This window comes from Pseudomonas sp. GD03842 (genome assembly GCF_029841165.1).
Taxonomy (GTDB): domain Bacteria; phylum Pseudomonadota; class Gammaproteobacteria; order Pseudomonadales; family Pseudomonadaceae; genus Aquipseudomonas.
On sequence record NZ_JAOCEA010000006.1, the window covers coordinates 61,149 to 73,524 of the forward strand.

The 12,376-nt window shown below is 60.3% G+C and carries 11 protein-coding genes; 8 read left to right on the forward strand and 3 right to left on the reverse strand.

Annotation, left to right across the window (positions count from 1 at the left end):
• The first annotated feature begins 114 nt into the window (after positions 1-114).
• Positions 115-582: a DUF1289 domain-containing protein gene (locus tag N5D61_RS10355; protein ID WP_108238209.1), complete on the forward strand. Its 468-nt coding sequence runs from the start codon at positions 115-117 to the stop codon at positions 580-582.
• A gap of 107 nt (positions 583-689) precedes the next feature.
• Positions 690-1,295 carry a tRNA isopentenyl-2-thiomethyl-A-37 hydroxylase MiaE gene (gene miaE, locus N5D61_RS10360; RefSeq protein WP_108238304.1) on the forward strand — a complete coding sequence of 202 codons (606 nt, stop codon included), beginning with the start codon at positions 690-692 and terminating at the stop codon, positions 1,293-1,295.
• Between the two features lie 45 nt (positions 1,296-1,340).
• On the opposite strand, the gene N5D61_RS10365 is transcribed toward miaE, so the two are convergent.
• The gene (locus N5D61_RS10365) at positions 1,341-2,012 is read right to left on the reverse strand and encodes a class I SAM-dependent methyltransferase (RefSeq protein ID WP_108238210.1); all 672 of its coding nucleotides are present in this window, start codon (positions 2,010-2,012) and stop codon (positions 1,341-1,343) included.
• Between the two features lie 264 nt (positions 2,013-2,276).
• On the opposite strand from N5D61_RS10365, the gene N5D61_RS10370 reads away from it, so the two are divergent.
• The 4 genes from N5D61_RS10370 (at position 2,277) to N5D61_RS10385 (ending at position 7,164) form a co-directional block, all read left to right on the forward strand.
• Positions 2,277-2,750 (forward strand): MarR family transcriptional regulator, encoded by a 474-nt coding sequence (locus N5D61_RS10370; RefSeq protein WP_279892487.1) that lies wholly within the window; start codon positions 2,277-2,279, stop codon positions 2,748-2,750.
• Positions 2,747-4,267: an efflux transporter outer membrane subunit gene (locus N5D61_RS10375; protein WP_279892489.1), complete on the forward strand. Its 1,521-nt coding sequence runs from the start codon at positions 2,747-2,749 to the stop codon at positions 4,265-4,267. The genes N5D61_RS10370 and N5D61_RS10375 overlap by 4 nt, the downstream gene beginning before the upstream one ends.
• Before the next feature lie 10 nt (positions 4,268-4,277).
• The gene (locus N5D61_RS10380; RefSeq protein ID WP_108238213.1) at positions 4,278-5,546 is read left to right on the forward strand and encodes an HlyD family efflux transporter periplasmic adaptor subunit; all 1,269 of its coding nucleotides are present in this window, start codon (positions 4,278-4,280) and stop codon (positions 5,544-5,546) included.
• Positions 5,547-5,613: 67 nt separating this feature from the next.
• On the forward strand, positions 5,614-7,164 hold the full coding sequence (locus N5D61_RS10385) for a DHA2 family efflux MFS transporter permease subunit (protein WP_108238214.1): 1,551 nt from the start codon (positions 5,614-5,616) through the stop codon (positions 7,162-7,164).
• Between the two features lie 133 nt (positions 7,165-7,297).
• Here the strand turns inward: N5D61_RS10385 and lpxH are convergent, their stop codons facing one another.
• Positions 7,298-8,062 carry a UDP-2,3-diacylglucosamine diphosphatase gene (gene lpxH / locus N5D61_RS10390; RefSeq protein WP_279892492.1) on the reverse strand — a complete coding sequence of 255 codons (765 nt, stop codon included), beginning with the start codon at positions 8,060-8,062 and terminating at the stop codon, positions 7,298-7,300.
• Entirely contained in the window at positions 8,059-8,562 is a 504-nt protein-coding gene (locus tag N5D61_RS10395; protein WP_108238216.1) for a peptidylprolyl isomerase, read from the reverse strand. The genes lpxH and N5D61_RS10395 overlap by 4 nt, the downstream gene beginning before the upstream one ends.
• Before the next feature lie 282 nt (positions 8,563-8,844).
• Here N5D61_RS10395 and N5D61_RS10400 point away from each other — a divergent pair, with 282 nt between their 5' ends.
• The gene (locus N5D61_RS10400; protein WP_108238305.1) at positions 8,845-10,542 is read left to right on the forward strand and encodes a glutamine--tRNA ligase/YqeY domain fusion protein; all 1,698 of its coding nucleotides are present in this window, start codon (positions 8,845-8,847) and stop codon (positions 10,540-10,542) included.
• A gap of 9 nt (positions 10,543-10,551) precedes the next feature.
• Positions 10,552-11,934, forward strand: a complete 1,383-nt coding sequence (gene cysS / locus N5D61_RS10405; RefSeq protein ID WP_279892495.1) for a cysteine--tRNA ligase — start codon at positions 10,552-10,554, stop codon at positions 11,932-11,934.
• Positions 11,935-12,376: the final 442 nt, after the last annotated feature.

Sequence of the window (12,376 nt, forward strand, 5' to 3'; positions counted from 1 at the left end):
TCTACGGCAAAAAAAGGCGGAAGGTAAGTTAGCCCCTACATCTTCAGGGGTGAACCCCGTTAGACAAAGGGCTAACATGCAGGCCTGTTTCGTCTGTGTCCGTGTGTCCGCGCCATGCCCAATCAAGTGATCAAGACGCCCTGCGTCGGCCTGTGTTCAACCGTCTACGGCGACCTCGTGTGCCGCGGCTGCAAGCGCTTCCACCACGAGGTGATTCACTGGAACGGCTACAACGAAGAGGAAAAGCGCGCGGTCTGGCTGCGTCTGGAACACCTGCTGGTGCAAGTCATGGCGGCGAAAGTCGAAGTGTTCGATCCGGCGCTGCTGCGCCAGCAACTGGAGCAACGCAAGATTCGTTTCGTGGCGCAGCAATCGGAATACTGCTGGGCCTATCAATTGATCGCGCGGGGAGCACGGGTCATTAATAACATCGAGGCGTACGGCATGGTGCTGTTGCCGGAGTTCCGCGACTGGGCGCTGCCCGAGCTGCGCGATGCCATCGACCGAGAGTTTTTCCTGTTGTCCGAGGCCCATTACGAACGCTATATCGCGCCGGGGTTTCTGAAAGACGCGATGGGCTGAGGCGTTAGCGCCCGAGCTGTCCCTGGCAGGTTTCATCGGCAAGGCTGGCTCTGCGGCCTGAGCGCCGTATAATGCTGCGCTTTGCCTATCAGCCAGTTGTGAATGCCATGCAGATGTATCCGGAAGTCAACGCTTTCCTGCTTTGCCCCACCCCCGCCCGTTGGGTCGAGGCCGCCCTGCAGAATCTGGATGTGCTGTTGATCGATCACGCCAACAATGAAAAGAAAGCCGCCGGTGCGGCGTTTCAGTTCATGTTCCAGTACAACGACAAATTCGATCTGCAGGCCAAGATGTCGCGGCTGGCCCGCGAAGAGCTGCGTCACTTCGAGCAAGTGATCAGCATCATCAAGAAGCGTGGCATCCCCATGGCCAACATCAGTTCGGCCCGCTACGCCGGGGCGCTGCGCAAGCGAGTGCGCAATCATAACCCGTACCGCTTGACCGATGCTCTGATCGTCGGCGCGATCGTGGAAGCCCGTTCCTGTGAGCGTTTCGCCGCGCTCGTGCCGCACCTGGATGACGATCTGGCGAAATTCTATGCAAGCCTGCTCAAGTCCGAGGCCCGTCACTTTCAGGATTACCTCAAACTCGCCTACCTCTATGGCGAGGAGGCCGACGTCGATGGGAAGATCGAAGAAATCCGCCTGGCCGAGCGTGAGCTGATCGAAAGCCCGGATCCGGATTTCCGCTTTCACAGTGGCGTCCCGGCCTGACAGCGCACGGCACTGTCAGGCCTGACGTCGCCAAGTGTCGCTGAATCAGCCCACGCGCTGAATCACATAGCTGCTTTCGAAGCCGCGCACACAACCCAGAACGTGGAAGCCCTTGAAGTAGCCTGTGGCCCTTAGCAGGTCGACGGCAGGGCCCACCTCGGGTGAGTGCAGGTAATCGCCGTAATCGTCGAATACGATGAATCCGCCTGGCACCACGGCTGGGGAGTACAACAGGAAATCCAGCAAAACGTTGCGTCCGGCGTGCCCGCCGTCGATGTGCAGCAACGCCACGCTGGGATTCAGGTGATAGAAGCGCTCGGCACACAGCTCCGAATAGCCTCGCAGGACTTGCGCATTGGGCAGCAGCGCGTCCTTGTAATGGCTGAACTCTTCGAACTGGTTGGGCAACTCGAACGGGTCGATGCCGATGACACGGCGTTCGCGGTTGCAGACTTCGTTCATCAATACCAGCGATTTACCTTTCCACACGCCGATTTCCACCACGTCCCCCGGAATGCCTTCAATCAAGAGCGCGAGGTAACCCAATAAGCGGACGTGGTCGTGAAACGAGAGTTCGCGGCGCGGCATCGCGCGCTCTGGAGGCAGCGTGGCCTGGGCTTGCTCGAAGTGCGAGCCGATCAGATCCCAGACCTGCGCAATGCTGTCGTTCAACTCGGGGTTACTGATGAAATCGTTGAGGTCTTGAAGAGTAATCATCTGGCTCGACTGCTTGGGATGAGAATCAAGCATGCAGCATGGCACGCCAAGGGCCGCGGCGACGCGGTGTTCTGATCATAGGCGGCGGGTCTTGAAAGTGAAAGCAGGGGAAACCCTGATGACGCAGACCAATCCCAGCCACTCATCCGCCAAGGATGGCAATGAGGAACTACAGATCCTAAAAATTGTTTCATTGTGTGTTTGCTGCTTAGGCAGTAATATCCACCCATATTCACTGCCTAGGCAGATAATGGGTGACTATCGATGGCACATTTCACGCCTGAGAATTTTCAAAACAGTTTGCTCGGAATGCTGATCGGTCGCGCGGATCTGCTGAAGAACCGCATCCTCGACAAGCACCTCGAGCCCTACGACCTAACCGCTCAACAATTCAAAGTGCTGGTGATCATTGCGCTATACGACGCTGATACGCCGGCCGATCTTTGCCGTTCGTTGTGTCTGGACAGCGGTTCGATGACGCGCATGCTTGACCGTCTTGAGCAGAAAGACCTGTTGGCGCGCACGCGTTCCGAGTCGGACCGCCGTCAGGTCCGACTGGTGTTGACCGAGTCCGGGAAAGCGCTTTCCGACCTGTTGCCGCACATTGGCGCCAAGGCCATGAATGAAATGGTCGGCATGCTGGAGGATGACGAACTCGCCACGCTGGAAAAGCTGCTGACCAAAGTATTGGTCGCTGCTGCCGATCCCATCACGCTTGCGCGGATTGCAGCTCGATGAACAGTCCATTCAGGCAAGGCAAGGCCTTGCACAACGCTTCGAGCGTCGGCGGCCGGACCGCACTGAGCCTGGTGTTCGTGGCACTGGTATTGGCCGGTTGCGCCAACTCCAGAGGCCTCGACACGCAAGCGGTCGGTCTGGACGCCAATAGCCTGCAGGCCGGACAGAGCCTGACCGGCGTCGCCCTGTCACCAGCGGCGTGGCCAAAGCGGGATTGGTGGGCGAGTCTTGGCGATCCTCAGCTCAATGGCCTGATCACCGAGGCGCTGCGTGACAGTCCAGACATGCAGGTCGCGGCTGCGCGTACCCATCAAGCCAGTGCGGCTGCGTATGCGGCCGATGCCGATCGCATGCCGACGGTCGATGCCGATGCCAGCGTGACCCGATCACGCTTGGCCAAGGATCAGGACCCCCTCGGCCAAGGTGACCGCTACAGCACCTTGCGCAGCCTGGGAGCCAGCTTCAATTACACCTTCGATCTGTGGGGCGGCCAGCGTGCGGCGTGGGAAGCGGCTTTGGGGCAGGCCAGGGCGTATGAAGTCGATCAACGGGCTGCGCAGTTGACGCTCGCGGCCGATGTGGCGAGGGCCTACAGCGATCTGGGGCATGCCTATATCGTGCGGGACCTGGCCGCCGATGACCTGAAACGTACCCGGCAATTGCTGGAACTTGGCGCTCGCAGGTTCAAGTCGGGCATAGACAGTGAGTACCAGTATCAACAGACGCAAAGCCTGGAAGCTGGCTCACGCGAGGCGTTGGCGGACGCTGACAAGCGGCTGCGCAGCGCGAAGATCGCCCTGGCGGTCTTGATGGGCAAAGGTCCGGACCGTGGGGAAGCGCTGGCGCGACCCAGCGTTCTCAAGCCTGCGGTGGTGGCATTGCCTTCCGTGGTGCCTGCCCAATTGCTCGGTCGTCGGCCGGACCTGGTCGCGGCACGCTGGCGGGTCGAGGCGGCGAGCAAGAACATCCAGGCCAGCAAGACCAACTTCTACCCGAACCTGAACCTGAGTGCCTCGGCTGGCGTGGAATCGCTGCTGGGTGATGCGATGTTCGGTTCGGCCAGTCGCTTCTTCAACGTCGCACCTGCCATATCGCTGCCTATTTTTGACGGCGGCCGACGTCGCGCCGATCTGGATGCGCGGGATGCCGATTACGACCTCGCGGTCGCGCAGTACAACAAAAGCCTGGTGCGGGCCTTGGGCGATGTCAGCGACAACATTGGCCAGTTGCATTCGATCGAAGGTCAGATCGACGCTCGCCAGCAAGCGACCGACGTCATCCAGAAGTCCTACAACACCGTCGTGCAGCGCTATTCGTCAGGTATCGGCAATTACCTCGACGTGCTGACGGTGGAGCAGCAACTGCTGCAGTCGCAACGCCAACTGGCTGATCTCAACGCCGAACGCATCGATCTTTCGATTCAGTTGATGCAGGCCCTCGGGGGAGGCTTCGAAGAAAGCCAAACCGGCGAAAACGCCGCCCCGGCCGTTCCGTCAACTGCTTCGCTGACTCATTAAGGTATTCGTCATGGCCACTGCCACTTCAGAAAATACTGCTGCAAACGAATCCAAGGACGGCAACGAACAGAAGCCGTCGCAGGATCAGAAGGACCAGAAAGGCGCGCCTGGCCAACCTCAGAAGAACCCGCGCAAACGCAAGTTGCTGATGATCGGGCTGGCGATTCTCGTCATTGTCGCTGGCCTCGGGGTGTGGGGCTGGTACGAGGTATACGGACAGTGGTACGAGAGCACCGATGACGCCTACGTCAACGGCAACGTGGTGGAGATCACGCCACAGGTGACCGGCACGGTGGTGAGCATTGGCGCCGATGATGGCGATCTGGTCCGTGAAGGCCAGACGCTGGTGCAATTCGATCCGAACGACGCCGAAGTCGCGCTGCAAAGCGCCGAAGCCAATCTGGGCAAGGTAGTGCGCCAGGTCCGCGGTCTGTACAGCAGCGTGGACGGCATCAAAGCGCAACTGGCCGCTCAGCGCGCCGAAGTGCAAAAGGCCCAGGACAACTACAACCGTCGGCGCAATCTGGCGGCGGGCGGGGCGATTTCCCAGGAAGAGCTGTCCCACGCCAAGGATGACCTGACCAGCGCTCAGAATGCCCTGGCCAACATCCAGCAGCAGTTGGCGACCAGCACGGCGCTGATCGACGACACGCAGGTCTCGTCGCACCCTGACGTGAAGGCCGCAGCGGCGCAATTGCGTCAGGCTTACCTGAACAGTGCGCGCAGCACGCTGATCGCGCCGGTCACCGGTTACGTCGCCAAACGCACGGTGCAGTTGGGGCAGCGCGTCCAGCCGGGCACCGCGTTGATGGCCGTGATCCCGCTGGATCAACTGTGGATCGATGCCAACTTCAAGGAAACCCAGTTAGGCAAGATGCGCATCGGCCAGCCGGTGGACATCGAAGCTGACCTGTACGGCAGCGACGTGAAATACAGCGGCACCGTCGACAGCGTCGGGGCCGGTACTGGCAGCGCATTCGCCTTGTTGCCCGCACAGAACGCGACCGGCAACTGGATCAAGATCGTGCAGCGGGTGCCCGTGCGGATTCACATCAACCCGGACGAACTGGCGAACCATCCGCTGCGCATCGGCCTGTCGACCGTGGTCGACGTGAACCTACATGACCAGAGCGGCCCTGTGCTGGCGCAGCAGCCACCCAAGCAGGCGTCGTTCACTACCGACGTTTACGTCAAGCAATTGGCTGACGCGGACACGTTGATCGCCCGCCTGATCCACGAAAACAGCGCCTCCGCTCCGGGCAAGACAGCCCAGCGCTGATTCGTCAGTTTCCACGATAAGCCCCGACCGCTGGCCGGGGCGTTCTCCGAGTGTCAAAGGATTCGCGATGAGTAGCAGCAACAGCAGTGGAAACAATGCTCCCGCTTCTTTTACGCCGCCCAGCCTGTTGTTGACCACCATCGGCCTGTCGCTGGCGACCTTCATGCAGGTGCTCGACACCACGATCGCCAACGTCGCGTTGCCCACCATTTCGGGCAACCTTGGGGTCAGCTCCGAACAGGGTACGTGGGTCATCACTTCATTTGCGGTCAGTAACGCCATTGCGTTGCCGCTGACCGGCTGGCTGAGCCGCCGGTTCGGCGAAGTGAAACTGTTCATCTGGGCCACGTTGCTGTTTGTGATGGCCTCGTTTCTTTGCGGTATCTCCACCTCGATGCCGGAACTCGTCGGCTTTCGGGTGGTGCAGGGCGTGGTCGCAGGCCCGTTGTATCCGATGACCCAAACACTGCTAATTGCCGTCTACCCGCCGGCGAAACGCGGAATGGCGCTGGCGCTGCTGGCCATGGTCACGGTGGTGGCGCCGATTGCCGGACCGATCCTCGGCGGTTGGATCACCGACAGTTACACCTGGCCGTGGATTTTCTTCATCAACGTGCCGATCGGCCTGTTCGCCGCGTTCGTGGTGCGCACCCAGATGGCAGCGCGCCCGGTGACCACCAGCCGCCAGCCTATGGATTATGTGGGGTTGATCACTCTGATCATCGGCGTTGGGGCGTTGCAGATCGTGCTCGACAAGGGGAATGACCTGGACTGGTTCTCGTCGAATTTCATCATCATTGGCACGGTGATTTCGGTCATTGGACTGGCCGCGTTCGTGATCTGGGAGATGACCGACGAGCATCCTGTGGTCAATCTGCGGCTGTTCAGCTTTCGCAATTTCCGAGTTGGCACGATTTGCCTGGTGATGGGGTATGCCGGGTTCTTCGGTATCAACCTGATCCTGCCGCAATGGCTGCAGACACAGATGGGCTATACGCCGACCTATGCGGGCCTGGCGGTGGCGCCGATCGGCATCCTGCCGGTGATTCTTTCGCCTTTCGTCGGCAAATACGCGCCCAAATTCGACCTGCGCATGCTGGCCGGCCTCGCATTCCTGGGCATCGGCATGAGCTGTTTCATGCGCTCGAATTTCACCAGCGAGGTGGATTTCCAACACATTGCGCTGGTGCAGCTGTTCATGGGGGCAGGGATCGCGCTGTTTTTCATGCCCACACTGAGCATCCTGTTGTCCGACCTGCCGCCGTCGCAGATCGCTGACGGTTCGGGGTTGGCGACATTTCTGCGTAACCTGGGCGGCAGCTTCGCGGCGTCACTCACGACCTGGATCTGGATTCGTCGCGCCGAAATGCACCATGCGTACCTCAGCGAGCACGTCAACAACTACGAACCGACCACGCGGCAGGCCTTGGAAACCCTCGGCGGGGCGAGCAATCAGGCGTATGCCCAACTCGACGGCATGGTCACCAGCCAGGCGTACATGATGTCGACGGTCGATTATTTCTACATGATGGGCTGGTTGTTCATGGCGCTGATTCTGGTGATCTGGCTGGCCAAGCCGCCATTCGTGGCCAAGGCCGGGCCTGGGGCGGGGCATTGATCGCCGTTGGCTTAAGATTGTTGATGATTGTTCCCACGCTCCGCGTGGGAACACCACCCAGTACGCTCCGCGTCCGCCGTCGATGTGACGCGGAGCGTCACGAGGTGCATTCCCACGCGGATCGTGGGAACGATCAAGGCGTCTGAGGGCCGTGCGGCAACGCCAACGGCTGCTCCGGCACAAACCCGAAAGAGGTCAGTTGGAAGCCCTGCTCATCGACCTGCAAGGCCCAGCCTTCGCGGTCCCAATCCCCCAGCACGATGCGCTGCGCCGTGTCGTTGCCGATCTGCAGTTTGTGGATGGCGGGACGGTGGGTGTGACCATGGATCAAGGTCTTTACCCCATGGGTCGCCATGACCCGCGGCACTTCGTCCGGGGTGACATCGACAATATCATTGGCTTTCATGCGCGTCTGAGCGCGGCTTTCGCTGCGCAGTTTGCGCGCCAGCTTGTGCCGGGTGCTTAGCGGAAGGTGACGCAATATCCACAATGTCAGCGGATTGCGCAGGTAGCGGCGCAGCCGCATGTAGCCTTCATCACGGGTGCACAGGCTGTCGCCGTGCATCAATAACACCGGTTCGCCGTTGAAGTGCACCACGCTCGCGTCGCGCAGCAGTGTGCAACCTGCCGCTTTGCAAAACGCCTTGCCTATCAGGAAATCGCGGTTGCCGTGCATCAGGAAGACCTGCGTGCCGCTGTCGCTCAGGGCACGCAGCGCTTCGCAGATCGAGCGCTGGAAGGGCGACATGGCGTCGTCGCCAATCCAGACTTCGAAGAAGTCCCCGAGAATGTACAGCGACTCGGCACCGCGGGCGCGGTCGCTGAGCAGATCCAGAAACGCCCGGGTGATGTCCGGGCGTCCTTCTTCCAGATGCAGATCGGAGATCAGCAGTATCACTCAATGATCTCGGCTTTCTCGATGATCACGTCTTCTTGTGGTACGTCCTGATGGCCCGCTTTGGAGGTGGTGGCCACGCCCTTGATCTTGTCGACGGTGTCCGAACCTTCGATCACTTCACCGAATACGGCATAGCCCCAGCCCTGGACGGTCTTGGCGCTGTGGTTCAGGAAGCTGTTGTCTGCGACGTTGATGAAGAATTGCGCCGAGGCCGAATGCGGTTCCATGGTACGGGCCATGGCGATCGAGTACTTCTTGTTCGGCAGGCCGTTGTCGGCTTCGTTCTGGATGCTTGGACGCTTGTCTTTCTTTTCCTTCATGCCGGGTTCGAAACCGCCGCCCTGGATCATGAAGTTGCCGATGACGCGGTGGAATACGGTGTTGCTGTAGTGACCAGCGTTTACGTATTCGATGAAGTTGGCGACAGTGATCGGCGCTTTTTCAGCGTTCAGTTGCAGGACGATGTCACCGTGGTTGGTGGTCAGCTTTACTTTGGACATGTGCTCAGTCGCTCTTTTGGAATGCGTGGTTGGACGTGTCGATCGCGGATTGCAACGCCGCTTTGAGGCTGCAAGTGTCGCGGATTTCACCCAGACGCGCAGTTTACAGAGGCCAGCCGTACAAACGAAAGTCACGATTGAAACGCTGGAGCACAGCATTGCGGCCCGGGTGCGGCAGTTTTGTCACGCCGCGCTGTCAGGGGCTTGACAGGTTCGGCTATGATAGGCGCTTTGATTTATTCGGCCTACCCTGGCCGCGACTGTCAGGTTTTCAAGGATCCTATGAGCAAGCCCACTCAAGACGCTGCTGCCAATACCAAGGCAGGCCCTGCCATTCCCACCAACTTCCTGCGCCCGATCGTGCAGGCAGACCTGGATTCGGGCAAGCACACCAAGATCGTGACCCGCTTTCCGCCGGAGCCCAACGGCTACCTGCACATTGGTCATGCCAAATCGATCTGCGTCAATTTTGGTCTGGCTCAGGAATTCGGCGGCGTCACGCACCTGCGCTTCGACGACACCAACCCGGCCAAGGAAGATCAGGAATACATCGACGCCATCGAGCGCGACGTCAAATGGCTGGGCTTCGAATGGGCCGGTGAAGTGCGCTATGCCTCGCAGTATTTCGACCAGCTTTACCTGTGGGCCATCGACCTGATCAAGGCCGGCAAGGCCTACGTCGACGACCTGACGCCCGAGCAGGCTCGGGAATACCGTGGCACCCTGACCGAACCCGGCAAGAACAGCCCGTTCCGCGATCGCAGCGTCGAGGAAAACCTGGACCTGTTCACCCGCATGAAAGACGGCGAATTCGAAGACGGCGCCCGCGTGCTGCGTGCGAAGATCGACATGGCGTCGCCTAACATGAACCTGCGTGACCCGATCCTGTACCGCATCCGCCACGCCCATCACCACCAGACCGGCGACAAGTGGTGCATCTATCCGATCTACGACTTCACCCACGGGCAGTCGGATGCCATCGAGGGCATCACTCACTCGATCTGCACCCTTGAATTCGAAAGCCACCGTCCGCTGTACGACTGGTTCCTCGACAACCTGCCGGTGCCCTGCAAACCGCGCCAGTACGAGTTCTCGCGCCTTAACCTGAACTACACCATCACCAGCAAGCGCAAGCTCAAGCAATTGGTGGACGAACAGCACGTCAGCGGCTGGGACGACCCGCGCATGTCGACCCTGTCGGGCTTCCGTCGCCGCGGCTACACCCCGGCGTCGATCCGCAACTTCTGCGAGATGATCGGCACCAACCGTTCCGACGGTGTCGTCGATTTCGGCATGCTCGAATTCAGCATCCGCCAGGATCTGGACCACAATGCGCCGCGCGCCATGTGCGTGCTGCGCCCCTTGAAGGTCGTCATCACCAACTACCCCGAGGGCAAGGTCGATCATTTGGAGCTGCCGCGGCATCCGCAGCAGGAAGCGCTGGGCGTTCGCAAGTTGCCGTTCTCTCGTGAGATCTACATCGATCGCGATGACTTCATGGAAGAACCGCCAAAAGGCTACAAGCGCCTGGAGCCGAACGGCGAAGTGCGCCTGCGGGGCAGCTACGTGATCCGTGCCGATGAGGCGATCAAGGACGCCGAGGGCAACATCGTCGAATTGCGTTGCTCCTATGACCCGGACACCTTGGGCAAGAACCCGGAAGGGCGGAAGGTCAAGGGCGTCATCCACTGGGTGCCTGCCGCTGAAAGCGTCGAGTGCGAAGTGCGCCTCTATGACCGCCTGTTCCTGTCCGCGAACCCTGAAAAGGCGGAGGAGGGCAAGACCTTCCTGGACAACATCAACCCGGGCTCACTGCAAGTGCTCACTGGTTGTCGGGCCGAGCCATCGTTGGGCGAAGCTCAGCCGGAAGACCGTTTCCAGTTCGAACGCGAAGGGTATTTCTGCGCGGATCTGAAGGACTCGAAACCGGGTAAGCCGGTATTCAACCGCACAGTGACACTGCGCGATTCCTGGAGTTGAGGTAGGACAGTGCTTTCGATCTACAACACGCTCACCAAGAGCAAAGAAGTCTTCAAACCGCTAGATGGCAACAAGGTGCGCATGTACGTCTGCGGCATGACCGTCTACGACTACTGCCACCTGGGCCATGGCCGCAGCATGGTCGCGTTCGACCTGGTCACCCGCTGGCTGCGTTTCAGCGGCTACGACCTGACCTACGTACGTAATATCACGGACATCGACGACAAGATCATCAACCGCGCCCGCGAGAATGGCGAACCGTTCGACGCGCTGACAGCACGCATGATCGACGCGATGCATGAAGACGAAGCGCGCCTGAACATTCTCAAGCCGGACCTGGAACCCCGCGCCACGGATTACATCGGTGGCATGCACGACATGATCCAGCGCTTGATCGACAAGGATTATGCCTATGCGCCGGGCAATGGCGACGTGTATTACCGCGTCGGGAAATTCCTGGGCTACGGCAAGCTGTCGCGCAAGAAGATCGAAGACCTGCGCATCGGTGCGCGGATCGAGGTCGACGAAGCGAAAGACGATCCTCTGGATTTCGTGCTGTGGAAAGGCGTCAAGCCGGGCGAGCCGAGCTGGGAGTCGCCATGGGGGCCAGGGCGTCCGGGGTGGCACATTGAATGCTCGGTGATGTCGACGTGCTGCTTGGGTGAGACGTTCGACATTCATGGTGGCGGCTCCGATCTGGAATTCCCGCACCACGAGAACGAAATTGCCCAGAGCGAGGCGGCAACCGGCAAGACCTACGCCAATGCCTGGATGCATTGCGGCATGATCCGCATCAATGGCGAGAAGATGTCCAAATCCTTGAACAACTTCTTCACCATCCGCGACGTGCTGGATAAATACCATCCGGAAGTGGTGCGCTACCTGCTGGTGTCCAGCCATTACCGCAGTGCGATCAACTATTCCGAAGACAGCCTGAAAGAATCCAAAGGCGCGTTGGAGCGCTTCTATCACGCGCTGAAAGGGTTGCCCGTGGCGGAAGCTGCTGGCGGCGAGGCATTCGTCGAGCGTTTTTCGGCGGCAATGGACGACGACTTCGGTACGCCGGAAGCCTGTGCAGTGCTGTTCGAGATGGTCCGGGAAATCAACCGTTTGCGCGATTCCGACGTGGCCGCCGCGGCCGGTCTGGCCGCCCGGCTCAAGCAATTGGCTAGTGTGTTGGGTGTGCTGCAACTGGAGGCAGACGATTTTCTGCGCGCCGGTGCAGAAGGGCGGGTGGATGCGGCCCAGGTCGAGGCGTTGATCGCTGCACGCCTCCAGGCGCGTGCGGATAAGAACTGGGGTGAATCCGACCGCATCCGTGACGAACTCACTGCCATGGGGGTGGTCGTGGAAGACAGCAAGGGCACAACGACCTGGCGTTTGGCGGATTGATCGCTAGCGCCTGATAAAACGTTATCGCGGTAGGTTCGCGCTTACCCGCCATGGCGGGGTGTCAGATGGATCTTCATCGCAGGCCCGACGCTGTCGCGGGTAAGTGCGCTCCTACGGGATTCGTGGCCGTCGGGAACTCACGTGCGCTCCTGATCTGCTGTGGGATCGCGCTTGCCTGCCTTGGGGTGTGTCAGGCGGATCTTCATCGCAGGTCCGACGCTGTCGCGGGCAAGTGCGCTCCTACGGGATTTGCGGCCGTCGCGGAACCGTCGTGCGCTACTGATCCCGCTGTGGGATTGCGGTTGCCCGAGATCGAGGGGTGTCAGATGGATCTTCATCGCAGGCCTGACGCTGTCGCGGGCAAGCGCGCTCCTACGGGATTTGCGGCCGTCGCGGAACCGTCGTGTGCTACTGATCTGTTGTGGGATCGCGCTTGCCTGCC

Excerpts from the sequence above, each read along its gene's own strand:
- N5D61_RS10355 (WP_108238209.1), top strand. The coding sequence starts at position 115 with ATGCCCAATCAAGTGATCAAGACGCCCTGCGTCGGCCTGTGTTCAACC.
- miaE (WP_108238304.1), top strand. The coding sequence starts at position 690 with ATGCAGATGTATCCGGAAGTCAACGCTTTCCTGCTTTGCCCCACCCCC.
- N5D61_RS10365 (WP_108238210.1), bottom strand. The coding sequence starts at position 2,012 with ATGATTACTCTTCAAGACCTCAACGATTTCATCAGTAACCCCGAGTTG.
- N5D61_RS10370 (WP_279892487.1), top strand. The coding sequence starts at position 2,277 with ATGGCACATTTCACGCCTGAGAATTTTCAAAACAGTTTGCTCGGAATG.
- N5D61_RS10375 (WP_279892489.1), top strand. The coding sequence starts at position 2,747 with ATGAACAGTCCATTCAGGCAAGGCAAGGCCTTGCACAACGCTTCGAGC.
- N5D61_RS10380 (WP_108238213.1), top strand. The coding sequence starts at position 4,278 with ATGGCCACTGCCACTTCAGAAAATACTGCTGCAAACGAATCCAAGGAC.
- N5D61_RS10385 (WP_108238214.1), top strand. The coding sequence starts at position 5,614 with ATGAGTAGCAGCAACAGCAGTGGAAACAATGCTCCCGCTTCTTTTACG.
- N5D61_RS10395 (WP_108238216.1), bottom strand. The coding sequence starts at position 8,562 with ATGTCCAAAGTAAAGCTGACCACCAACCACGGTGACATCGTCCTGCAA.
- N5D61_RS10400 (WP_108238305.1), top strand. The coding sequence starts at position 8,845 with ATGAGCAAGCCCACTCAAGACGCTGCTGCCAATACCAAGGCAGGCCCT.